The 25,124-nt window shown below is 47.3% G+C and carries 10 protein-coding genes, 1 tRNA gene and 1 pseudogene; 5 read left to right on the top strand and 7 right to left on the bottom strand.

What is annotated here, in order from left to right:
• Positions 1–80: 80 nt before the first annotated feature.
• Positions 81–2,276, bottom strand: a complete 2,196-nt coding sequence (locus tag ACJV7B_RS01600) for a hypothetical protein (RefSeq protein WP_419388913.1) — start codon at positions 2,274–2,276, stop codon at positions 81–83.
• Positions 2,277–2,435: 159 nt separating this feature from the next.
• Positions 2,436–2,509, bottom strand: a tRNA-Gly gene (locus ACJV7B_RS01595).
• A 146-nt stretch (positions 2,510–2,655) separates the two neighbouring features.
• Between ACJV7B_RS01595 and ACJV7B_RS01590 the strand changes: the two genes are divergently transcribed.
• Both ACJV7B_RS01590 and ACJV7B_RS01585 read left to right on the top strand, forming a co-directional pair.
• Entirely contained in the window at positions 2,656–3,252 is a 597-nt protein-coding gene (locus tag ACJV7B_RS01590; RefSeq protein WP_419388815.1) for a holo-ACP synthase, read from the top strand.
• 221 nt (positions 3,253–3,473) lie between these two features.
• Positions 3,474–5,264, top strand: a complete 1,791-nt coding sequence (locus tag ACJV7B_RS01585; protein WP_419388814.1) for a PASTA domain-containing protein — start codon at positions 3,474–3,476, stop codon at positions 5,262–5,264.
• A gap of 104 nt (positions 5,265–5,368) precedes the next feature.
• Here the strand turns inward: ACJV7B_RS01585 and ACJV7B_RS01580 are convergent, their stop codons facing one another.
• The 3 genes from ACJV7B_RS01580 to ACJV7B_RS01570 all read right to left on the bottom strand — a co-directional run bounded on the left by ACJV7B_RS01580 (position 5,369) and on the right by ACJV7B_RS01570 (position 18,593).
• The gene (locus ACJV7B_RS01580) at positions 5,369–14,929 is read right to left on the bottom strand and encodes a fatty acid synthase subunit beta domain-containing protein (protein ID WP_419388813.1); all 9,561 of its coding nucleotides are present in this window, start codon (positions 14,927–14,929) and stop codon (positions 5,369–5,371) included.
• Positions 14,930–15,036: 107 nt separating this feature from the next.
• Entirely contained in the window at positions 15,037–16,683 is a 1,647-nt protein-coding gene (locus tag ACJV7B_RS01575; protein WP_419388812.1) for an acyl-CoA carboxylase subunit beta, read from the bottom strand.
• Complete coding sequence (locus ACJV7B_RS01570; protein ID WP_419388811.1) at positions 16,680–18,593, bottom strand: ATP-binding protein; 1,914 nt, start codon at positions 18,591–18,593, stop codon at positions 16,680–16,682. Before ACJV7B_RS01570 ends, ACJV7B_RS01575 begins: the two co-directional genes overlap by 4 nt.
• 213 nt (positions 18,594–18,806) lie before the next feature.
• Here ACJV7B_RS01570 and ACJV7B_RS01565 point away from each other — a divergent pair, with 213 nt between their 5' ends.
• A complete protein-coding gene (locus ACJV7B_RS01565; protein WP_419388810.1) occupies positions 18,807–19,460 on the top strand; it encodes a biotin transporter BioY in 654 nt (217 codons plus the stop codon).
• Positions 19,461–19,632: 172 nt separating this feature from the next.
• Here the strand turns inward: ACJV7B_RS01565 and ACJV7B_RS01560 are convergent, their stop codons facing one another.
• Complete coding sequence (locus ACJV7B_RS01560; RefSeq protein ID WP_419388809.1) at positions 19,633–20,523, bottom strand: biotin--[acetyl-CoA-carboxylase] ligase; 891 nt, start codon at positions 20,521–20,523, stop codon at positions 19,633–19,635.
• A gap of 107 nt (positions 20,524–20,630) precedes the next feature.
• Here ACJV7B_RS01560 and ACJV7B_RS01555 point away from each other — a divergent pair, with 107 nt between their 5' ends.
• Positions 20,631–22,688 carry a DUF6020 family protein gene (locus tag ACJV7B_RS01555; RefSeq protein ID WP_419388808.1) on the top strand — a complete coding sequence of 686 codons (2,058 nt, stop codon included), beginning with the start codon at positions 20,631–20,633 and terminating at the stop codon, positions 22,686–22,688.
• Positions 22,651–23,958 carry a helix-turn-helix domain-containing protein gene (locus ACJV7B_RS01550; protein ID WP_419388807.1) on the top strand — a complete coding sequence of 436 codons (1,308 nt, stop codon included), beginning with the start codon at positions 22,651–22,653 and terminating at the stop codon, positions 23,956–23,958. Before ACJV7B_RS01555 ends, ACJV7B_RS01550 begins: the two co-directional genes overlap by 38 nt.
• A 432-nt stretch (positions 23,959–24,390) precedes the next feature.
• On the opposite strand, the pseudogene ACJV7B_RS01545 reads toward ACJV7B_RS01550, so the two are convergent.
• A pseudogene (locus tag ACJV7B_RS01545) lies at positions 24,391–25,124 on the bottom strand (hypothetical protein); the annotation flags it as partial.

Raw genomic sequence — 25,124 nt, 5'->3', positions numbered from 1 at the left:
CGTTTGGAGCGATTCACGAAGCTAAACCCTCCAAATGCGGGGTAAGTTCCTCGCGTTTGGAGCAACGCGCAATACGTAAATCAGCGACCAATCGTAAATAAATCACTCCACTTAAGGAATAAATCAGGGTTTACGTTTTGTATATCAGCAGACGGCTCAGTATGATTACTGAATACTAATAAACCAACTATTACAATAGTTGCCGCTGCACAAAGCACAGCTGGAATATACAAATGCAAAGACGATTGCTCAGCAATTGCGCAATTTTCTTCACAAGTAACATCAAGATCTTTGCTATAAGGCTTAACCCTGTGAAGCATACTCATTATTGCAATCAAAATAAATATAATAATCGAATCGCAATAGTAACGGTACAAATTGCCACCTAAACAGTAGTTAAGATACAGCAGCAAGAAGGATGCTACTAATCCAACAACTGTCATAATATACTCAATTTTTTGCATAAACTTACGTCTTAATGTGAACAGCCACCAGAAAAGCGGAATCATCATAAGACCGAAAATCATATGCGTGTAGAAAGAATTACCGTAGCCTTGATTATTTGCCCAAGGTATAGAAATATATGGGAAATTCTCCGAAATATTAAAAGGTTTTAAGAAATAATTAAGGAAAATATCGCGGATCTTAGCAGGATCAAAAGATTTACTATTAAATCGCAAATCAAAATTCGTAAGTTGCTCTTCATTTCCAAAATTAAAGAAAGACTTAAAACGCAAGTAATTATAAGTTAATATTCCAGCTACGCCTACAATCGCAGGAACAAGGAAGCTTGAAGCTGCAGCAACGCGATTTAAAATACTTCGCTTTGCATCAAATAGTATCGCAATAAACAACGGCGCTATAAAAGCAACAACCGGAATACACGCGTTTGGCCTAGATCCGCATTGTAAAGCAAGACTTATGCCAGCGAGCGCAAAAAGCGCGTACCCCGCGCGCGAATGAGTTGTGTAAAGTCGCACAGCTTTAAGAGAAGCGTATACGAATAAGATTCCAAACAGTATTGCACTAAGAAGCGGCATATAGTAAAGGGATGCTGAAGATTGCAAGTAGAAGATTAAGCATCCGAATGGGAAAGCTGCTGCAGCAAGCAAAAACAGGCAGTAATTGGCGCGTATTGCAAAGAATTCAACAACTTCTCTAAGAAGCGCGAACATAGACGGAATAATCGCAACCGCAAATACTGTAACAACTAATATTGCTGAAGGAACTGCGTGCGGGAAGAGCAGATTAAAAGGCAAGTAAGTGAGCAGGAACGGCACTATGCCAAAGTAGCAGTAGTAGTGATTATTGTGGAGCACAACATCCCAAGGTATGGATGCTCCTTTAGAGCCCAAGTCCATGCGCTCGCCCCAGCTAAACGGGTTTGCGGATTCTACTAATTCTTTAGGCGGCTGCTGCAACAAAGCTAAAGAGTTTGATTTCCAAGCTTTAAGCTGTTCGGTGTACGGATTGCCGTTGACGCGATCGTATAAATCGGAAGGGAATGGCACGCGAATTCCGTGACCGCGATACACAATAAAGCACAAATAAAGCGAGAATCCCATAAGAATTGCGCATACTGCCCAAAAAACTATATTTTGCGTAAGATTGTGGCGGTCGTAATTAAGCAAGTACCACTTTTTCTTATATACCAAGAACATAAGCGAGCTTACACCGAAAAGTATTGCCCACATTCCAAAGTTTACGTGCAACACAAAAGGCGGATTTACTGTTACAGCTTTGAGTGTAAAAGGAGCTCCGGTTTGATTAAAATGAAGCTTAGCTTTGTACGCAGTTCCGTGACTTTCAAAACGAAGAACTCTAGTATTGTGCTTTCCGGTAGACATTTGGAAAGAATCCGCTAAAGTGTAGGCGTTTGGCGCAATGCCAAAGTCTTCAATTTCCAACGTGCCGGTGACGAAAGTTGAAGGCTTTTCTTGCTGCAACTCGATTTTCAAAGCTTTAGTATTTTCGTTAATTCCGCTTAATATTACGTCTGCTCCCGAATTTGGGATAGAAATGGAATTGCCGATAATTTGCGCTTGTTCTCTATTATTTTTTTCACCGGTTTGCTCGTTGTAACTGCTGGAATCCGGTATGATTGCTTTGCTTAAGACAAGAGGTTTTTGCGCGTAATTACGTGAGTTGTACGCAAGATACAGGTTGCTGAAGAATGCGATTGCAATAAGACCAGTTATTACAAATATTGTTACGAAAGGTAATATTTTTCGTATTGCGTTATTTTTTTCTAAAAATTTTTCTAAAAATTTTTGCAATTCCGTATTCCTAATCAACTATAAATTCTTTATGCCCTTTGATATGCAAGTATATTGCAAACTCATGATGGATGAAGGGAAATATTAGAAACGCAATAAAAAATACAGAACAAAACAATATATAGGAAAAGATATAGAGCAAAAACGAATTTCAAAAAGTGGAGCGGACGACGGGAATCGAACCCGCGTAATCAGTTTGGAAGACTGAGACTCTACCATTGAGCTACGTCCGCAAAATAGCAACTTGTTTAAGTATACAGAAGCTTACGACATAGAGCAAGTTTGCGTTCGCGCGGCGATATGATTAAGTAAAAAGGGATATGTATCCAGAAAAGAGAGTACATATCAGTTTGTGAGCGCAGATTAGTAAGGAGAGCGCATGATTGCAGGATTAGGTCACGATGTGGTGAATGTTGCGCAATTTGCTGAGCAGATGCGCGAAGGCAATGGTTGGCGCGCGCTGTTTTCTGTGCGCGAACTTCGGCAGTGCAGTTTGCGTTCCGATACGAAGCACGACGACGAAGCTTTGCATATTGCGGCGCGTTGGGCTGGAAAGGAAGCCGTGATTAAGGCGTGGTGCGAGGCGCTAATGAACTGCAATACCGGCTACCCCACCGAATACCCCTATACTCTAGATAACATGCCATGGTCTGGCATTGAGATTCTTGACGATTCGCATGGCTGCCCACGCGTGGAACTTGCGCAAGAAGTGCAGAATAAGCTTTACGAATCAGTTTCGCAAAAACTTTCTACAGAACTTTCTCCAGAACTTTCTCCAGAACTTTCGGATTCGACTAATCTTACTAATCTTATAAAAACGTCGAAGATCACGGAAGAGCCGCAGCTTACGAATCTTCCAAATTCACATAGAGATATTCGTAACACAATTCGTTGGCATATCTCGCTAACTCATGACGGATCAGTGCAGAACAATACAGCAGTCGCCTCCGCTGTTGCCATACTAGAAATCCTGTAAACACAAACGCCGGAGAAATTACATGATGCTTGTTGCGGTTTTGTGGGACACTCGTGCAGTTGGCGCGCTGCGTTAGGGTCTCATTCTGCTTGTTTTCGGACACTCGTGCAGTCAGCGCTCGCACGGATTACGCTCGCGCGCGAAAATTGCGCAAGTAGTTGTAGTATAGAAAGCAGATTTCTCTGTAAATGAGATTGCTGCGCATATGAGAGAAGGTTGCGATGTTTTGCATAAATTGCGGAAATAAGATTGACGCTGACGATAAGTTCTGCAATTTTTGTGGAGCACCTGTTGAAAATGAAATGCAACCGCAGCAACCACAAACACAACCTCAACCACAACCGCAAGTCCAGCCAACTCAACCAACTCAGCCAACTCAACCAACTCAACCAACTCAATCGAAACAACCAAGCCCAAATAAAGCGAATCTTCTTAACAATCGCAAACGTCTTGCAATTATGATTACTAGCATCGTGCTAACCATAGTGCTTGCGATTACTGGAACAGTTTGGTATTTCACAAGAAATACTCATGTAGCTTTTACAGTCTTTAACTCAAAATCGGAAGTAATTCCTAAAGCAAAAGCTGGAGACGATACGGATGGAGTCGTAAAATCCTTGGAAAATAAGGGTTTCCGCACGAAAATTATAGACGAATTTGGCGCCGAAAAGCAGGGCAACTTCCTTCGATACGCAAACGTTAAGCCGGGTTCTAAAGTGTCAACTAAAACAGTTGTGAAAATTCTAAGATCTAAAGGCCCGGGCGTTCCTGCGAAAGGCGTTGTTGGCGCAAGTTTAGACAATGCCAAGAAAATTGTGAAGTCAATGGGCGTTCCAGTAAAACTGCATCACGTTCCTTCTACCGATGCTGCCGACGGTAAGATTGTTGCGTCTAGCCCAATGCCTGGAAACGCTGTTGGTAAAGACGGTGTAATAAATATTGCGGTTGGCGAAAAGTGCGATGGCGTTCCGGTTGACGTGTTTGGCTTAGATAAAGACAAAGCCAAGGACATGCTATCTTCTAAGCCTTTCAGCGTGGATCTTCGCCCGAAGTTCTCGTCTGCAAAGTATTTCGGCAAAATCGTTGGCGCCTACCCAGCTTTGGGCACTAAAGGCAGTCCTAACGCCGTAACGCTTTACTATGGAGTTGACGCATCCAAAACAAAAGATATGGTGACTAAGCCAATGGATTACGGCGATCAAACGGCTTATCTTGTGCAACGTGCTGGTTCTTTTGTTGGCAAGTGGTGCACGAAGAGTGGTGATTGCATCAATCTTATTCCGCGTCTTTTTAAGGATGAGAAAAAGTGGGAAAGAGACGAAAAAAGTATTGAGGAACTTATACCGGCAGATATTGCAGATAAAAACGGCAGAATACCTGATAAAGATAGCGCAGGTTATTTAAATGATAAGGGTGGTCTTTATTTGAGTTCATTAGGTCAAGATCCTACGGATTACGCTGTATTTGATAAGAATCTTCCAAATAGTTCAATGATGAGAAATCATCTTATTTCTGGTGATACTGGTGCTGTTGAACTGTATGCTGGAGGTTTTATCGCGCAATGCGGCAATCACGATGCTCCTATTTATGGCGGTGGATTTACATGTCTGAATGGAAAATACGTCCAATTTCCAGATAATGATCCAGAAGAATATGAAAGAATTCATGACGATCCAGGCTACGGCATTGGTTACTACTACACAATGCAGGATTTTATGGTTGTTGTACCTGTTGGTGCGAAGTTCGACAAGCTTGTAAATAGTGGATATTTCGTTGGAAAAGTTGAAAATAAGCCGGATTTGACACGACCATTTATTTTGCGCAGGAATCCTAAGCTTTACAAAGAAACACGCAAGGATTTGCCTGCCGGCGGAGGCGATTGGATTAATCCCTTTGTACCTACAGAGCGTAGTCGCGCAGTTCCGTTCGCACCCGCCCCGGATGATTCGAACGCGTACTATCTTGTGGAAGAACCTTTCGACTGGTCTTCGATTCCTGGCGAATCGCTGTAAAATGCGCTAAATACGTAGCGCACCAACTGCACAAGTGTCCGAAAACAACAAACGCCGGAGAAAATTCCCCGGCGTTTGCAGTCAAAACCAGCTAAACCAGCAGCTCAGCAGTAGTAGCCGTCGGCGTTAAGGCGAGCTTCAGGATTAAGCAGCATCGCCTTTTCTGCCTCGTGACCGTCGTAGCGAGTGCCGTCCGGAAGGCGCGTGCCATCCTTAAGCAAGTGGCGATTTTCCACTGGCTCAAACAGCGGCGCGTGGCCCATCATGCCTTCCTCAAGCCTTCTCTGACCGGCCGCCAAGCGAGCATTCGCACGTTTGCGCCACTCCTCCAACGCCTCAGCACCAGCGCTAGCAGCCACAGCCGCCTCAAAAGCACCCGGGTGAACCAATGCTACGAATCCGCTCACGTGGCCGAAGCCGAGCGAAGTTGCGAGCGCTGCCTTAACTGTTCCAGCACCAATGCGCATCGGCTCACGCAACCAAACCATGTGGTCGTCGCGCGCCAACTTAGGATCCACGCAATCAAGCGACGCATTTGCCGGAATTACGCCAGTTCTAAACAGTTGCGTCAAACCGTTAATTTGGAAGATGCACGCACCGCCCTTTGCGTGGCCGGTAAGTGTCTTTTGGCTGATTACGAACAGTGGATTTCCGTCCGTGCGTCCGATTGCGTGCGCAAGAGTATTGTGCAGCTCGGATTCGTTCGGATCGTTGGCATTCGTAGAAGTATCGTGCTTAGAAACCACAGCAATATCGTCCGGAGTAACGCCAAGAGCCGCCAAATCGCGCACGAGCTTAGACTTAGCTCCACCCATGCCTGCAGCCAAAGCACCCAAGCCCGGAGCAGGAATAGAAGTGTGAATGCCGTCAGCGTAGGAGTGGATGAAACCAACCACACCAGCAACAGGCAAGCCAAGCTTCAAAGCAATATCGCCGCGCGTAACCAAAATCGTACCGCCGCCTTGAGCCTCAAGGAAGCCGCCGCGTCTGCGATCGTTCGCACGCGAGAAGAATCGTGGGCTTATGCCCTTCGCATACATTTCTTCGCTATTTGCAGTTGCGTTCATATTGCCGAAGCCGACCACAGATTCCACGCCAATATCATCGATTGCGCCGGTTACTACGAAGTCAGCTTTGCCGAGAGCAATCTTATCGACGCCTTCTTCGAGCGAAACCGCTGCAGTTGCGCAAGCCGACACCGGCTGAACCATGTTTCCGTAGCCGCCGATATATGTTTGCATTACGTGAGCTGCCACAACGTTTGGTAGCGCTTCTTGCAGCACGTCGGTAGGAATTTCGTGGTTCAGGAAGCGATCCAAGTACAGTTTTCGCATTGAGCTCATGCCACCGAAACCGGTACCTTGCGTTGAGGCAACAAGCGAAGGATGCACGGCTTGCAAAATTTCCGAAGGCGTGAAACCGGCGGAAATGTAAGCGTCCACGGTTGTGACGATATTCCACAGCGCAATCGTGTCAACGCTTCCAACCATTGAAGCTGGAATTCCCCACTTGAGCGGATCGAAGCCCTTAGGGAATTGTCCGCCGACGGTTCTGGTCATCGCAGCCCTGCGTGGCACGCGAATCATAGAACCTGCCTTGCGCGTAACTGTCCATTCGCCAGATTCTGCATCGCGAGCAATTGCAGTGTGTGCTTCGTCGAGCGCCACGTATTCGCGCGCAATTGTTTCTGTTGGCACGCTGAAAGTTACGTCGTGATCGAGGAAGATTTCTGCTTCTTCTTCGTTCGCGCCTTCCTTGTAGTCGCCGCCCATGCCGGTTTCGAATGGTCGAATACCGGAGCGTGCCACTACTTCGTCAGCATACTTTTCTGCAATGTCTTCTTCTGGCACAAGCGTGCCGTCAGCATCGTACCAGCCCGGCTTTGGCGAGTCTTGCCAAGTGAGCAAGCCCATATTCCAAGCCAATTCCAGTACTGCTCCTGCAGAAAGTTTTACGGAACCGTCTTCCTTAATTCCAAGCTCTGCTTCGAAACGAGTACGTCCAGAACCCCATGGTCCAAGCTCACCGACGGATACGATTACGATTTCGTCTTCTGGACGAGCTGTTACGTTCTTCCAATCAGACAAGTTGACTCGCGGCTGAGTTGGCACGTAAGGAGTTGGGAGCGCTTTGTTGGTTGATTTAGCAGAAGATTCGGCAGATTCTTCCGCAGCTTCCGCCGCATTTTCAACAGCTTCTTCCGCAGCTTCAGCACGCTTTTGATCTTCCAACGCTTCTGCTCGAAGCGCGTTCAAATCAAGAGGCTCCTTGCCTAATCCGCCCGTAAAGTCTACGTCCAAAGGCGCAATTGCAGCCTGTTCGCGCGCCTCGCGAGTGCACAAATCAAGCAAACGATCTGCCATTTCTTGCGTAGAGTAGGTAGTTAAGCCATGACGTTCAACTACGGCAACAAGCGGATCATTACCGCCCATTAAGCCAGTTCCACGCACCCAGCCAATCTTTGGATGCGCAAACGTCACGCGATCCGACCACACGCTTTCCGCATGCGCACGATTCGCAATCGCATCAAACGCACTCTTGACTTCGCCGTAAGCGCCGTCGCCGCCAAACATACCGCGGTTTGGAGAGCCAGGTAACACAACGTGCATACGATGTTGCACATCCGTATCTGCTCCAATCTGCGCAAATCCAGCAATTGCGCGCTCCACACCCCAAAGCATTAAGCGAGATTGCGATTCAAAAAGCGAACCGGAATCAACCAAAGTTCCGTGAACTGGAGGCGCTGCGAACGGGAAGAACATGCTCGGCTCGTAAGCAGGCTTCAAAATTGTGGTAGTTGCGCCGCTTACTTTCTTCGAAACCGTGCCAACCCACTTTACAAGCGCATCAACATCGCGGTAGCTAGACAAGTTTGCTGGAACAAGCCACAACTTTGCGCCCATTTGAGCGTTTTCGCGATACGCTTTCTTTGCCCAAGACTTAACGCTCGGCTTGAAGCTGTGCGAAGTTGCAATAACGGTTGCACCGCCCTTAAGCAAGCCTGTTACTACGCGAGCTGCGATTGAGTTTGGAGCAACTCCAGTAACAACCGCAACTTCTCCTGCAAAACGAGTTGCTTGAGCAGTATCAGCGTTGCTTTGCGCAAGTTTAGTGCGAGAGTCACGAGCAATACCATCAAATATTGTTGCAAGATTGTTGAGTTCGCGCGATTTTGCGAGACCAGCGAACCATTCAGCTTCCGAAGCTACTGCATCGCCTGCACTTAAGAAACTACCGAATCGACTTGCAATTGCAGAAACTTCATCTGCTTGCACATCAACATTCTTTACAGCATGCTCGTAGTACAAGCGCGCAACATCTTCGCGAGCCGAAGCCCAGCGGTCGTCGAAAAGAATTGCCTTTCGCTCATCAAATCGAGGCTCCACCTGCTTTGGCCAATCCGCACCTAATTCTGCTTCAACAGCAGCAACAACAGCCGCGTTTTCGTCGGCTTCACTTTCTGCTTGAGGCGCTTCAATTCCAAGCTTTGAAAGCACAAACTTAGCTGTTGCAGCAAGCACGCCATCAGCGCCAACAACTTGCTGAGCGAAAGCGTCAAGAGCTGCAGAATCAACAACAGCACCGCCTGCACCACCAGCAGCACCAGGCTGAGAAACGCTAACGCCGTGAGCTTGTGCAACTTGTTGAATTGCTGCGTCGATTAAAGCGTCGGCTGCAGCAGTATTCTTTGCAGGATCCGTAGAAAGTTGCGCAAGATTTTCGCCGCGCACGCTTGCACCTTCGCGAGTTTGCAAAACCAAAGCTGCAAGCACGTGCGCACGCCAGCCTTCACCAAGCTGCCAGACTTCCGAAATACGCTTGTCGATTTGAGCAGGTTTCACGCCAGCAGCGCCGAAAAGCGCACGCAAACGTTCGCGAACAATGTCGGAAAGCACGGCACCAAAAGCCTTGTAGCGCGGAGCAACCGAGTCTACAAGCTTTCGCAATGCGCTCATTGGAGCCTCTGCAGCACCGTCCACGCTTGCCACGCCAAGCTCGGAACTAATATCCATAAGAAGCTGGTTTCTGCGGGAAGATACGCCGTTTGTAAGCGTATCAGTTGTATCAGTGTCGCCGATTTGGTCAAGACGGATTTTTGCACTATACGCAATAAGCATTGAGATTGCGTCGGATGCTTTGAATGGCAAGTCTGCTACAGGTCCGCTTGCTGCTGCAGGAGCTGCAGGAGCAGAAGCCGCAGGAGCAGGAGCAGAAGGTGCAGAAGTTGCAGCGGAAGTTGCAGCAGGTGCAGCTTCAGTCGCGCTATCCTCCTCATCAAACACTTCCGGCACAAGCGAATCCGTGTCCGTCATATAAACGCGACCTTCATCTCGGCCAACGTTATAAACAGTTACCTTTTCGCCACTAAATTCCGGCAAAGCAAGAGTTTTAGCACCAAGATTTGCCAAAGTTGGCGCGTTTCCTAAACCAACTTCTACGTACTCTTCAACGCCAAGACCGCCGCGAGCGCGATCGGCAAACATAAGAGACTGCGTTTCAATCCAACGAACTGGAGATGCGAACTGCCACGAAAGCAGCTCCGTAAGAAGCAATCTACCAAGCTTCTGCTCATCAGCAGCGTAAGACTTCCAGGTTGCTTCGTCTTCCAAAGCTGCTTCAATACGCTCGGATGGCACAACATCCAAAATCTTTTGCGCAAATTCGCGAGTAAGCTCAAACGGGCATGCCACGAGGTTTGGAATGTAGCGATCCACAAGCACAGAGTAGTCAATATACTTTGGCAGAAGCGAATCGAGCTTATCGCGGAATTCCGGCACACCCTTTCGAAGAATGCGAGAATGGAACGGCACGTCAATTCCAGGCACTAGCATGAACGGCGGCTTTCCACCGTATTCTTTCGCACGCTTAGAAGCGTCTGCTTGCAAAGCCTTCAAGCCCTTAATCGTTCCAGCAATTGCGTACTGCTGGCCGGCCAAATTGTAGTTTACAATCTGCAAGAATTCGCCGGTAGCCTTGGAAATTCCTTCAACGTAAGCGTTCACACCTTCGTCGCCAACTCCGAACTGGTTTGGTCGAAGCGCGCCCATGCGGTAGTTCGAGCGGCCTTTTTCGTCGCGCTCAATCAAATGATGCATAGTAGACCCGCGGTGGAACACCAATTCCAGCACAGTTTCGAGAGGAATAATCTGCGCGAAGGAGCTTAAAGCGTTGTATTCGCCAAGCGAGTGGCCGGCAAAGTAAGCTGGCCAAATATCGCATCCGGCTTCACGCAAACGCGCGGTTTGTGCAAACGCTACTGTTGCGAGCGCAACTTGCGTAAATTGCGTCAAATTCAGCAGTCCTTCAGGGTGACGATATGTTACTCCGTGAGCTGTAAGTTCCTTCGGATTATCGCGCACGACTGCGAGGATTGAGAATCCAAGCTTTTCGCGAGTAAGCTTATCTGCCCTTTCCCAAGTATCGCGCACTGCAGGAGATTTTGCTCGCTCATCAAGCGACATTCCTTGCTTTTGTATACCCTGACCTGGGTATACGAATGCTGCGCGTGGAGCGCGAGTAAGTGCGCTTGCTTTAGACACGATTTGCCCGTCAACTCGGCACGTAACTTCCAAAGCGAGTCCGCCGCGGCGAACTTTACCAACGCGCTCAACTGTGATTTCTACTTCGTCGTCCAGCTGAACCATGCCGTACATGTTGTAGGACCAGCCGATTAGCTCGTAGCGAGCGCCCTTTTCGTCCAAAGCTTGAGCCACGTGCTGAGCTGTTGCAGAAAGCCACATACCATGCACGAGTGGCGCGGAAAGCCCGGAAATTGCGGCACCTCGCTTAGAAGTGTGAATTGGGTTGAAATCTCCAGAAGTGCGCGCGAAAGCGGTCATATCGTGAGGCGCGCGAACTACTACTCTGCGCAAAGCTCTGCGAGGAGTGTCTTCAATTTCGTAGCCATGCAAGCCTTCTGCGTCGCCATATTCAGCAGCAGGCGCCGGAAGAGCGTTGCTAAAGCTGCGGCCACGAATAGCAAAACGCTCAGTTTCGTGCGCAAGTCGAGTTCCGTCAGCAGCAGTGTGCACAACGTGAATTGTTACAACGCGTCCGGAAGCAGACTCTGCGTAAGGTTCTGCCCAGCCTAGCAAATTAATTCGCTTATCAACATACTTGCGGAAATCTTCAGCATCAACATCAAGCTCAACCAGGTGATCCAAGTGAACCGCATTAAGCAAGCCTTCAATAATCGGGTAGCCATCAACCATTACGGACCCCAAAGCCGAGTAAATTGTTGGCCAAGCAGGACCGACTAACGCGTCTGGCACAATGCGAGAAGCGAGAAGTCCGTCTGGCAATCGGCCGGCAGTAGCAGACTCGTGATCAATTCCAAGATTACGAGAGAAAGTATAAGAAGAGTGAACCAAGCCGAATGGGAAATCTCTATACCCTTCTTCCAGCAAATCTTCCGGCAATTTCGCCAAACTGCCATCTTCTTTTAATGTTTCAACCTTTGGCATTGCGTCAAGCACATCGCCCGTAATCGCAGTATTTCCAATACCAGCGGTTGCTGCAAGCATTTCGTACACGTGCTTTGGAAGACGCTCTCGGTCAACTACCGGAATACTTCCAGCTTTACTTGCGTCAACTGTAAGCGGAATTACAATATCTCTAACTGCGTGCTTGCGTTTTGGCGAGTTTGCAGCGTTTTTAGCAGCATTTTTAGCAGCATTCTGTGCTTCCTGATTTTCTTGATTATCCCAGAAAGTATCTAACTTAATATCTAAATCGAGAGAAATTACGTCGTTATTTGTAGAAGTTACAGTAATTACGTAATTTTCGTCACCCATAGCGCTTGCATAAGCCGGATTTGCAGTTACGTGACCAACCCAAGAAATATTCGGGCATGCGCGCACGTAAGCTTCCACGTTTGCAGCTGCTGCAATTTGGCTGAATGCAGACTGATTTGCATTATTTTTCGCGCTATTATCCGCGCTTCCAGCACTTCCAGCAATTTCCGCGCTTTCCGCACGATTTAGCATAGCCTTCTCAAAGCGACCAAGAATATCCGCAATAGGCTCATCCATAGTCGTAATTCCAGCAACGGAAATAGGACCCGGAATTACGCGCACAGCGTCAGCCGAGTATCTAGAATCTTCCGACTGCCAAAGCTGATCTTGACCCCACCAGCGAAGCAAATCGTTGTCAATAACTGGCACGAAAGGCATTGGCTTCGGATATTCGCGCACCAAAGTTGGGAACCATGCGGCATCCATTGGCACAACGTTCATCTCTAGAGCTTGAGGCAACGCTTGCAAAAGTGCGTCTAAAGCAGCTTGCGGCTTTTCGCTAACTTGCGCACGAGTTGGTAAAATCGACGTAAATTCGCCGGAATCTTGGCTCACTAATCGTGCTTCAATACGCTGCAATAAGTGAAGATAACGATCTGCGTAAGTAGGATCCACCCACGGGTATGCCAAATCGAGGAAACGCTGCGCAAATTGAGCGTAAGTCATGCTTTCCACGTCACCAAAATATGGTTTTGCAGTAGAGTTGAGTGCCGCAATTACTTCGTCGCGTCGAGTTTCAAGCTCTTCAGGATGCTTCATCATATGAACGAGCAACCTACCGCAGCGAGCAGAAGCGTTTTCTAACTCGTAAATATCTGCGTGCAAATGGCTTAAACCACTCGTCACACCGCCAATCACTTTTCCAGAAGGAACCCAACGCTCACCCATTGGTGCGAACGGATCCTCATCAAAACCTTCAATGCTAGAAGCTTTTGGCATCACAATTCCAGGCGTTTCAACGAGCATACGCTTTACTTCAGGGCTTGTGTGCGCCTCTTTTGCTGTCATTGCAGCTGTACCAATCATCACAGCATCAACAGGCATATTCGGCAAACCGTATTCATTTGCCCACTCGCCAGAAATGTAGTCTGCAGCACGCTCAGGAGTGCCAATACCACCGCCTGCAACAAGCACCAAATTTTCGCATTCGCGCACTTGTGCGTAAGTTGTCATAAGCAAATCGTCAAGAGATTCCCACGAATGGTGGCCGCCTGCAGCACCGCCTTCAACCTGCACAATAATCGTGGCTGGAGCAACAGCTTTAGCAATTCGCACAACTTGACGAATTTGGTCAACTGTTCCCGGCTTAAACGTTACGTAAGGGAATCCGTCTTTTTGCAAAGACGCTACTAATTCCTTGGCTTCGTCAAGCTCTGGAATGCCAGCAGAAATAACTACACCGTCAATTGGAGCACCAGATTGCCTCTTTTTTGCTACGATTCGTTTCGAACCAAACTGCAAATTCCACAGGTAGCGATCCATAAACATGGCGTTAAATTCAACAGTTGCGCCTTCACGAAGCTGATTTTCAAGCGACTTCATATGGCGATCGAAAACTTCCGCAGTTACCTGACCGCCACCAGCAAGCTCAGCCCAGTATCCTGCATTCGCTGCAGCCGCAACGATTTCCGGCTCTACTGTCGTTGGTGTCATTCCTGCAAGAAGCACAGGAGCTTTGCCGGTAAGCTTGCTAAATTTAGTAAGAACTTTGCGTCCGGAAGGAGTGTTGATTACTCGAGGCGCAAAATCAGCCCAGCAGCCGGTGCGTTGAAGCTCAGAAGCAGAGTCAGCTGTTGAAAGCTCGGCGCGAGAACGCATTGTAGCAGCTTCCACGACTCCAGCGCCAGTTCCTTGCACAAGCACTCCAGTAAGCTTTCCAAGCACTTCGCTAGGACCCATATCTAAAATCCAAAGCGAACGCGCATCGTTCTGCTCCAAAACTTCGCCAATTTGCGCAGCCCAATCAACAGGAGTTACAAGCACAGCATCAGCCAATTCGCGCGCAACTGTAGTGTTCAAACCAGCCTCACTAGCCCACTCTACTACCTGCTCAACAGCGGATTGAAGCATTGGCGAATGGAATGGCACAGTAACATCCAAATATTCGGCAACTGGCGCAAATACAGCTCCACCGCGAACTTTCATTTCGCGCAATTTTTGCGAACGCTTTGTTTCTTTTTGCGCTTCGTTTGCAACAGCTTCCATATCTTCCGGATAGCCTGCAATAACCACGTGATTGTAAGCATTTTTAACAGCAATTGACACTTCTCCGCGCGTGCGCTCTACGCGGGAAATCAAGGCTTCTGCCTGCTTTTTGGTAACTCCTTTAAGAGACAGCATTGGAGTGTGCTCACCGTCACCAGTAATTTCGAGCATGCGAGATTCGCGATCCCCTGCAGCTCCGATTAAGTATGCGATTGCAAGAAGTTCTTCGATTTGAGCGCGAGCCTTCTGCCAAGATTTTGCTTTCAGTCGCGCTTTTACAATTTCTGCTGCGATTACGCCTTGAGAATGACCCAAAACTGCGCACGGCTTGTTTACTTCAAAGTTGTATCCAAGATTTGTTAAGTCGCGCACTGCACCGAACTGTGCAAGCGTAATTCCAGGCACACTAAGAAGCGCGTTTGCAGCATTAATATGCTTATTTTCTAGCGCGTCAAACACGTTTATGTCGCCGCCGGCGTTGGCCAAAAGCTCGGCGTAAATTGGCGCGAGCAAAGCTTTTGCGCCTGCTTCATACTCGTGAAGTTCTGCGTTTAATTCTTCATCTGAACTAAGCTCACGCAAAGCTTCAACCCACGGAGTTGACTGCCCTGCAAACACGAGTGCGTGTGGATCATTAGCGAGTTGGTCGAAAAAGTAGGTTGTCATAGTAGTTCCTTCTCGTCGATTTGAATAAGTTTTATAAATTTTTATAAGTTTTATAAGTTTTGCGATTTCTGTAATTTATGCAGATTTCTGTAGATTTCTGTAGATTTCTACATTGGCTGATTTCCGTGATGCTTGCCAGTTCTGGAAACGCGCTTTTTACTTCGCAAAAGCTTCAATGAGCCTGCAATCATATCGCGAGTCTGCTCCGGATCAATCATCGCATCAATCTGACCAGTTTCCAGCGAAAGATTTGCGTTCACGGTAGTCGCTTCATATTCGTCAACCAGCTGCTTTCTAAGAGCCGCAACGTCTTGTCCACGTTCTTTAGCTTTTTGCAAATCTTTACGATGAATAATATTCACAGCACCTTGCGCACCCAAAACTGCAATCTGACTGGTTGGCCACGCGTAATTTACGTCCGCACCCATCGACTTGGAACCCATAACGATGTAAGCTCCGCCGAAAGCTTTGCGCAAAATCACAGTAACAAGCGGAACTTGCGCATTCGCGTACGCATAAATCACTTTTGCACCTCGGCGAATAATTCCTGCGTGCTCTTGATCTGAACCAGGCTTGTAACCTGGAGTATCAACCAAAGTCACAACAGGCAAATTAAACGCATCACACAATCGCACGAACCGCGCGACTTTTTCGGAAGAATTTACGTCCAAAATACCAGCGTTCACTTTCGGCTGATTTGCCACGATTCCAACAGGATGCCCCTCAATGCAAGCGAAACCAACCACTGCAGACGCAGCATACAATTCCTGAACTTGCACAAACTCGCCGTAATCAACTATTCTGCGAATCACGTCGAGCACATCGTAAGGCTGACGGTCGTTATCCGGAACAATACTTGCCAACTCGCGAGCAGTTTCGCGATCCGCGCGCGTTGCAGCATAAGCAAAAGTTGGAGGCTCTACTTCGCAGCTAGATGGCAAGTAAGCGAGAATTGTGCGAGCGTAGTCAATTGCGTCCGCTTCATCCTCACCCAAATAGTGAGCGACACCGGAAGTTGCGTTATGCACAAGACCGCCGCCCAAATCGTCCATGCTAATAGCCTCGCCGGTTGCAGCTTTAACAACATCCGGACCGGTAACGAACATGTTCGAATGTTCGCGCGTCATAATAATAAAATCAGTCAACGCAGGGCAATACACAGCGCCGCCAGCGCAAGGGCCTAGAATAATTGAGATTTGCGGAATCAAGCCGCTTGCTTCGCAAGTTTTTTTGAAGATGCGACCGTATTGCATAAGCGCGCTAACGCCTTCTTGAATGCGAGCGCCGCCAGAATCAATTACTGCCACAACTGGCACGCGAAGCTCAACAGCCATGTCCAAAAGATGGCAGATTTTCTCGCCTTCAGCTTTGCCTAAAGTTCCGCCGCGCACAGAAAAGTCTTGAGCGTAAACTGCAACTTTTCTGCCATAAACTTCGCCAAAGCCGGTGATTACAGCGCATCCTGCAACGTCGTTATTTATGTCACCGCCGTTAAAACGTCCGATTTCCACGAAGGAGCCGGTGTCAAAAAGCAAGTCGAGACGCTCGCGAGCAGTGCTTTTACCTTTTGCGTGCTGACGCTCTAAAGCTTTTTGTTCTGCGTCACGAGCAAGTTGTGCTGCGTGCTGAACAGCTGCTTTTCCGCGACGAGGCTGCAAGTTTGTTGCGTCAGCAGAGCTATTAACAGAAGAGCTATTAACTGTTTTCTCTGAAGTTCCAGAGATTTCAGACTTTTCTTTTGCTAAAGTGCTCATTTCTGCTCTCCTTCCGGCTTTTCAGAAGACTTTTCAGAAGATCCGGAAGATTTTTCTGCGCTCTTATCCGCGCTTTTATCCCCAGCAAGATCAATAGTCACAAGCTTTGCGCCCGATTCCACGCCGTCACCAGGCCCCACAAAAATTCCGGTAACAGTACCAGCTGCAGGAGCGTAAACGTAATTTTCCATTTTCATAGACTCAAGTACCACAAGCAAATCACCCTTGGCAACCTGCTGGCCTTCAGCCACATTCACGCGCGTAATAACAGCTTGCATAGGCGCTGCGATTACGCCTGGAATCTGCTTTTGTTCCTCAGATTTGTGAGTACTTCCGCGAAGAGAACGTCCGCGAAGAGGCTGCGAAGCTCTAGAAACGCTACGAACACGAGCAGAGCCAGTCAAATTGTCAACAATATCTTGCGGAATTGTAAGCTTTACGCGCTTATTATCAACCTCAATAATGAAGGATTCCATTGCAGGCTGCTTATTTTCGGATTCATCCGCAGACTTTCCAGAAACAAGCGAAGCCGGCTGACCACCCAAGGAAGCTGCAGGAACGCGGTTCAAATATTTGCGTTCCATCCACTTAGTAGACACGTCAAAACTGTGATTTTCCGCAGTAAACTCAGGGTCGTTAAAAATCTGCTCAAAAAGTTTTGCTGGAGTTGGCACGCCCTCAATACAAAGTTCCTTCAAAGCGCGACGCACGCGAGCAACAGCAGTTTCGCGACTTTGCGCAGTAATAATAAGCTTACCCATCATGGAATCGAATTTTGGCGAAATATTATCGCCAACTTCAACACCAAAATCGACGCGAATACCAGGTCCGGAAGGCCACTTAATCTTCGTCAAAGTTCCGGAACTTGGAGTCAAATTCGTAGCAGGATCTTCCGAAGTAATGCGCAACTCAAAGCTGTGTCCGCGAGGTTCTGGATCCTTAATCAACTCGCCGCCGTCAGCAATATTGAGCTGCTCGCGCACCAAATCAAGCCCGCTAACTTCCTCACTAACCGTGTGCTCAACTTGCAATCGCGGATTAACTTCAAGGAAATAGACTTTATGCTGAGAAGTCACCATATATTCGCACGTGCCAAGACCAACGTAGTCAACAGCTTCAAATAGGTTACGAGAATATCGGTAAAGCTGATCTTTTTCATCGTCAGTCAAGAACGGTGCCGGAGCTTCCTCAACCAGCTTTTGGTTTCGGCGCTGCACCGAGCAATCGCGCGTGGAATATACGGTGAAATTTCCGTGAGCGTCGCGGCCGCACTGCGTTTCTACATGGCGAGCTTTGTCAATAAAACGCTCAATAAAATATTCGTCTAAGTCGCCGCCCTGAAGAGCGTCGTGATTCATATAAAAGCCTCGCAACTCGTCGTCGTTACGAACGACTGTAATGCCGCGTCCGCCGCCGCCATCCGTGCGCTTCATCATCACCGGATAGCCGTGCGTTTGCGCAAAAGTTAAAAGTTCTCGAATATCTTTTACCGGCTCCGAAATTCCCGGAACTGGAGGCACTTTCGCGCGAACTGCCACGCGACGAGCCGTAATCTTATCTCCCAAATCAATAAGCGCTTCTGGACGAGGACCAATCCAAATAACTCCAGCATCGTTGACTTTCTTCGCAAAAGACGCAACTTCCGAAAGGAAACCATAACCCGGGTGAACAGCATCCGTGCCACTTCTTTTAATAATGTCAAGAATTGCGTCCTCGTTTAAATAAGTGTCGCGATACGTGTCTCCGGAAAGTGCGTACGCTTCGTCTGCCATTTCTACAAACTGCGCGTTTCGATCGGTCGGCGCGTAAATTGCAACAGTAGAAATGCCCATTTCGTGAGCCGTGCGAATAACTCGCAAAGCGATTTCACCGCGGTTTGCGATGAGAATTTTTTTGATATTCGTAACCATACGTTACAAGATATTAGAAAAGTTTCGTTTACGTATGAGCCGACATACACAAAAGCTAGAGCAAAATTTTGTACACTTCTCCAATGCACATGATTTTTGTGGCACGTATTGTGATTAGCGAAACGGAAAACAACCGGCAAAAACTTAAGTTAGCAACTTATTAAGTTACGGATAATCCATAAGCAAACCGGTAATAACCGAAAGAAGGTTTTCATGACTAGCATGAATCAAAATAATGCAACTACAGCAACCGCAACATCTAACGCAACCGTTAGTAAAGTAAAGGCAGCCGCAACTTGGCTTGCTAAGCCGGTTCTTCTAACCGTGCTTTTGGCACTTTCTACTATGGCTGGAGCGATTTATCTGCCTATTACTCCTGTGCCAATTACGTTGCAGACTCTTGTTTTGTGCATTATTGGTTTGACTTTGAGCTGGCAAAAGGGCGTTGCTTCCGTTGTAATGTATTTGGCTTTGGGCGCTGCAGGTTTGCCTGTGTTCGCTGGATTTAAGGGCGGCTGGGCCGTATTCGCAGGTCCTACTGCTGGCTTCCTCGTTGGCTTTATTTTTGGCGTTGCCGCAACTGCCGCTTTGAAGCGCGTATTCGACGTTGCTCTTGACGCAATGATGCCAGAACGCTCATTTAAGAAGACTTTCGCACGCTTCTGCACCTACTCAGTTGCTTCCATAATCGGCACGATTGTGATTTACGCATTCGGCATTTTTGGTCAGAGCTTACTTACCGGCATGCCGCTTTCTACTGCTGCAGCAACCTTGATTATCTTCATGATTGGCGATTTGATTAAGGCTTTTGTTGCGAGCGCGGCTTGCTCCGGCTTGTACAACGCACTTAACAAAAAGCGCGCGTAGTAAATAAACATAAACGCTCCAAAAGACGGAAATCCTCCTCGCGTTTGGAGCATTTAACTCACCACAACGCTCCAAACGTGGGGAATCTATCTCATGTTTGGAGCGTTTACTGTTGCGTAGCACTCCAAACGTGCGCAACTTGTCTCGCGTTTGGAGCGTTTTTTACTTAAACTCACTCTTCGTGCGCAACGGCCTGCACATCGCCGCTTTTTACCACAATCTCCTCGCCGGAATCTTTGCGAATCGTAAGAGACGCATCCTCCCCAATTCGCACAGCCGTTCCAGTCACCAAGCTTCCATCAACCGGATGCACGTTCACTTTGCGACCAATCGTCCAGCACACATCGCTTAGCTCCTTAAGTAAACCGGCGCAATTACTTGGATAATCACGAATAAAATCGCATAATCTCACTCGCAATCCAGTAACGATTTTTGCAGCAATCGCATCGCGCAATTCCGTAGCTTCCGGCAGCCCAGTCATGTGCATTTGCAGCGAAGTTGCCATCTTAATCGGCAATACTTCTTGCGGCACGTGCAAATTCAATCCGATTCCAAAAACTACTCCAACAACATCATCCTTGCTTGGATCAGCCACAATTTCTGTTAAGATTCCGCCCTCTTTGCAGTCGTGCAAAAACACGTCGTTAGGCCATTTAAGTTTAAGCGCACATGCATCCGCATGAATCGGTGAACTCTTATATTCTCGGAACGTTTCCAGCAGAGCATCTCGTGCCGAAAGACCTGCAATTATTGGCAACCAGCCGTTTCTGCTTTCGTCCATAACTATAGTTTTTGGCAGCAAAGTTACGAAAGATACCAAAAAACTTTCCCCAGGCCTACTCACCCACGCGCGTCCAAGCCTGCCGCGACCAGCTGTTTGCTCGTCTGCAACAATCGCAAATATTGTTGGTTTTCCGTCATCTCGCGAAATTATTTCGCCTTTTTGTATGATTTCGCGCGCAATATTTTGCGTAGAATCCGTAATTGCGAAATATTTTACTAAATCTGCTACATTTGACGTGCGCGGCATCAATGCCACACTTTGCGAAGAAAAAGTAGTCATAGGTATAATTTACATCAGATTACGTGCTTTAGCGTGTTTATTTTCACGAATTTAAGCAGAATAAGTAGCAGCAGTTAGTATGCGTAAAAAATTAGCAGGTGTAACAGATGAAGCAAATACGTTGCAAAATGCAATCTGAGCAGATGCGCGCAAGAATAGAGCTCGCATCTCGCATATTTTGTTACGTACTTTCCACAATACTTTGCTTTATTCTTGCACTTTGCACAAGCCTCGGCCCAATCTTTCGCAACCAAGACATTAAGGTTCATTTAGGTTCGATTACTGATTTTTCTTGGATTAATGCGCTGATTTTTATTGCCGCTTTCGCAGTATACGCGACTATTTTGTGGACGATTATTTATTACGGCAAACATGCTTCTTTCCCTAAGCAATATAGCCGTTTTGGGGCGTGGATTAAGTCGATTTTTAGAAAAAAGCACCGCGCATCCGCAATCTGCCGCCTAATTCGCAACATTTCGAAGCGTTTTTATAACGCCGCGCTCTGGTTTATTAAGCATTCCACACGAAACCGCCGCAATCTTTTCCTCACTTTCTTCCTAGGCTGGATTTGGGCTCCGGTCACTTTGCTTGCCGCATACGGCGCCGATATTTGCTCGCAAATTCGCGAGTACAGTTGGGCTTGGAATCAGGTTACAGGCTTAAAGCAGCCCTATATTGGCTTCTTTAGCTTCGTTCCAATGGACATTTACCCCACAGCTCACTACCTTTGGCCTTCGAAGCCAACCTATTTAACCGATCAGCACAACATTGTTCTAACCGTTATTTACGGCGCTACAACCGCAGTTTCTCGATATTTTACCGATTCCAACGATGCTGGAATTATACTTTTAGCTTTTATACAGTTTATATTTGCCGTTTGGTGCGTTGCCGCGAGCGCAAATCATTTCTTAAATCGACCTTGGTTAAAAATTGCACAATTGCCGCAAACCCAGCAAACGCAGCAAACCCAGCAAACCCCAATGTTCGCAAGATTTGCCGTCTTGCTAATGTTCTTGCTAAGCCCGCTTGTTGTGTGCTCCACAATTGCGCTCACAAAATCGCCACTTTTTGCCTTCGCGTTCCTATGGTGGTTCGGCATAAATTATGAACTCAGCAACGCATATTCAAACACAAGCAACACATATTCAACCTCCAGCAAAACTAAGCAAAACTGCACAAAAACCAACTGGCACACCGTTTTAGAGCTTCTTATTTCTGTATGCGTCATGCTTATTGCCGCAAAATATGCATGGTATATTCTACTTATACAATGCGTGCTTCTGCTTATATTCATGCGCAAACGCTGGCGTCTGTGGCTCTGCACTATTTTGCTTCCAACGATTATTATTCACGGCGCTCTGCTGCTTCTTATTTCCAGTGGCGCAATTATTAATGGCGATCCTATTGAAAGCCGCGGCGTGCAATTGCAACAGATCGCGCGCATTGCAAAACTCGACCCACACAGCATTCCTAAAAGCGCAAAACGTATTATTGCACCTATTTTTAACCTCGATCAAACCGCAGAAGCATACAAGCCTTACGATGCCGACCCTGTGAAATCTTCCGGATTGCAGTCAAAGAAAGTAAGTTACCGCTGGCGTTACGTTAGTCGCGAAAATATTAGCAAATTAAATATTGCATGGTGGCAAATGGTAACACATAGTCCGCTTGTGGCAACGGATGCTTTTCTTGCGAAATCTTACGGCTATTTCGATATTTTTGACCGCCCATACGTTGGTCCAGAATACTATATTGACACGGATAATATTCGCAATTCCGATTGGATTCGCTACTGGAATCCTCAGTTCCGCACAGACTTTGCAGATTCCATAAGCACTTGGAGCGATATTCCAGTTATCGGCTGGCCTATTCACGGAAATACTTTTGTTATTGCAACGCTGCTGATTGGGGTTGCGGAAATTATTCTTCGCCGCTGGCGCACGGTTTTGTGGCATATGCCTTTGGCTTTGCTTATTGGAGTAATGATTTTGGCACCTGCGAATAATTTTGAGCGTCACATGCTGCCTATTGCTTTTGTTTTCTGCTTTGTTGCTCTTACTTTTTGGAGAGATACTTCTACTCGCACGCGCTATAATGGTAAAGAATGTTTAGAGTTAAAGGCACAAGATGGACGAGAAGCATACACAGCAGTTTGCGCAAAATAGCAGCGAGCGCGCTTCACTCGTACCTTCTGAAGATCTTGATTTCCTCTCGCTTCTAGCCAGCGTGCAATCTTACGAAACTAATCAACCTAAAACTAACCAGCCTGAAACAAATCAGCCTGAAACCAATAAGCCTGAAACCAATAAGTCTGAAACCAATCAGACTGAAAATGCTATTGCAGAAACCAAATCTAATGAAGAAAAGCATCGTCACCATTTGTGGCATAGGCTTTCTGCAAATCAGAACAAAGATAATAAAAGCAAAGACGCTAAAGTCAAAGATACTCAATCTTCCGCAAACTCCACCCCACATTTTACCCCCCTACCTAGCGCTCCTAAACCCACTGATTTTGGCATTTTTGACACTCGCGACGGCCAAATTTTCGACTCAGCTATGCGCCTTCGTCTGCACACTTTAATTGCAACTTGCTTAATGAACGGCATTTGCGATTCTAGAATTAACGCTTTTATGCATTTGCTTCAGTGGCCCGACTCTCCAAAAATAGTTATTATTGCAGGAACTTTTGGCAAGGAAATCACTCCGGATGACGGCCCAAATCGAAAACCAGCTCCTGTAGCTCCTGCCGACAATACGGATGCTTTACGTCGCAATATTTGGCCGCAACTCGGAAGCTGCAACGCCTACGACGCTATTGTTGAGCGCGTGCAAAGTAGCGCATTGCAACGTATTTCTAAAGCATGGCAGGCAACTAAGTCTTTTGCTAAAAATATTAACGATTCCGCTGCTTTTGCAACACCTTCGCATATTATTCTGCTTGCTGTGCGCGAAGAGCCTAGCGAACAAGCTTTAGAGAAGATTTGCAGCGTGTTTGCTCCTTCTAAAAAGCCTATTTGCGTAAGTAGTTTAGTTGAAGGAGTTAGTGAGATTTCTTCCGAACTTACCGCAACTCTTGCGTCGATTGCTGTTGCGCCGGCGATTAAACATTTGCCACAGGTTATTCATACTGATGACGTGCTTCCAGAACGCGCACTTATTGGCGATTCTACTGCTTTTAATACTTTGTATAACAAGGTGTATCAAAGTTTGGCACCATACAGTAGTGATGATCCAACTCTTGAAACGATTGATATGTTCTTGCGTTTTGGCGGCGCTCTTGATCAGACTGCGCACGAGCTGAATGTGCATCCAAATACTGTGAGATATCGTTTGCGTAAGGTTGCGCAAACTACAGGTTGGGATGCGACGGATCCGCGCGCAGCTTACGTTCTGCAAACGGCAATAACAATTGGTCGCATTCGCGATTCGCACTAAACGATGCACACAACAATAAAGACGCGCGACCTAAACTACTCACCTCTGAGTCGTTTTGGTCGCATCGCAACAGCAAGCAGTACTCACACCACAGCAAGCAGACACATAAAAAGAAAGGGCCTGGAGCCTGATGCCCCTAGTAGCACCAAACCCAAGCCCTTTAACAAAACCGACTCGTTTCCCTAACAAACAAGCCAGCCAAACACTCAACAGTCACGCCCCCGAAAGCCAGCGCACAACACTACCGTGAAGAAAGAGATTTGGCAAAACAGTAGAATCATGCAAAAGCCCGAAAGCAAACCCGCCGCAAAACACTAAACAGCATTTGCAGCACGTTGAGTGAAAGATTTAACAAGTGAGCGCACCATACTCACATACGGCACGCTCACAAACAAATCATTAAACGATCAGCACACTTAATGTGCTAACAGCTTAGTGACGGATCTTGCGGAGAGCAACACCCATGCCAGCAAGCACGGAAGCAGCAACAGCAGCCAAAGCTACAACAGCACCGGTCTTAGCCAATGGAGCAGCCTTCTTAGCATCAGCCTTCTTGTCAGCCTTCTTGTCGGCCTTAGCACCCTTGAGAGCCTTCAAGACATCCTTGGCGCCAGTATCGCAGCTCAAATCACGAGCGTGATCATTAGCGGAATCCAAGATAGCTTCAGCGCGAGTGCGGTTGTGATGAGCAACCTCAAGCAAGCCCTTAGCCTGAGCAATCTTACCCTTGATTACCTTAGCTGCATCCCAATCCTCAGCAGCCTTAGCATCATTGTAATCCTCGTTAAGCTCTGCAAGGATATCCTTCACAGCAGCCTCAACGTGGCCGTAGTGCTTTACAGCCTTCTGGAGCTGACGACGAAGCTTAGCCAAGTAAGCGCAGTTGTCGCCACCGAAGTTCTTAATGATGTTAGCCCAACCGGACTGCTTCAAACCGAACTCGAGCTTGTCGAGAAGAGCATCGTAAGCAGCAATGTTGGTGATACCCTTCTTGATAAGTTCAGCGGTCAAACCCTTGTAGTTGGTGTAAAGAGTGCTGGTACCGAATGGGGAAACCATGGTAGCGCCAGATGGCTCATCGCCACCCTTCAAAAGATTAATAAGATCAAGCTTCTTATCATCCTTTGGAGTGGTTGGAGTGGTTGGAGTGGTTGGAGTGGTTGGAG

It is taken from the genome of Gardnerella bretellae (assembly GCF_048545135.1).
GTDB lineage: Bacteria > Actinomycetota > Actinomycetes > Actinomycetales > Bifidobacteriaceae > Bifidobacterium > Bifidobacterium greenwoodii.
Note: the sequence above shows the minus strand (reverse complement) of the source record. Positions and strands in the feature narration are given on the sequence as shown.

Excerpts from the sequence above, each read along its gene's own strand:
- ACJV7B_RS01590 (WP_419388815.1), top strand. The coding sequence starts at position 2,656 with ATGATTGCAGGATTAGGTCACGATGTGGTGAATGTTGCGCAATTTGCT.
- ACJV7B_RS01585 (WP_419388814.1), top strand. The coding sequence starts at position 3,474 with ATGTTTTGCATAAATTGCGGAAATAAGATTGACGCTGACGATAAGTTC.
- ACJV7B_RS01580 (WP_419388813.1), bottom strand. The coding sequence starts at position 14,929 with ATGACAACCTACTTTTTCGACCAACTCGCTAATGATCCACACGCACTC.
- ACJV7B_RS01575 (WP_419388812.1), bottom strand. The coding sequence starts at position 16,683 with ATGAGCACTTTAGCAAAAGAAAAGTCTGAAATCTCTGGAACTTCAGAG.
- ACJV7B_RS01570 (WP_419388811.1), bottom strand. The coding sequence starts at position 18,593 with ATGGTTACGAATATCAAAAAAATTCTCATCGCAAACCGCGGTGAAATC.
- ACJV7B_RS01565 (WP_419388810.1), top strand. The coding sequence starts at position 18,807 with ATGACTAGCATGAATCAAAATAATGCAACTACAGCAACCGCAACATCT.
- ACJV7B_RS01560 (WP_419388809.1), bottom strand. The coding sequence starts at position 20,523 with ATGACTACTTTTTCTTCGCAAAGTGTGGCATTGATGCCGCGCACGTCA.
- ACJV7B_RS01555 (WP_419388808.1), top strand. The coding sequence starts at position 20,631 with ATGAAGCAAATACGTTGCAAAATGCAATCTGAGCAGATGCGCGCAAGA.
- ACJV7B_RS01550 (WP_419388807.1), top strand. The coding sequence starts at position 22,651 with ATGGACGAGAAGCATACACAGCAGTTTGCGCAAAATAGCAGCGAGCGC.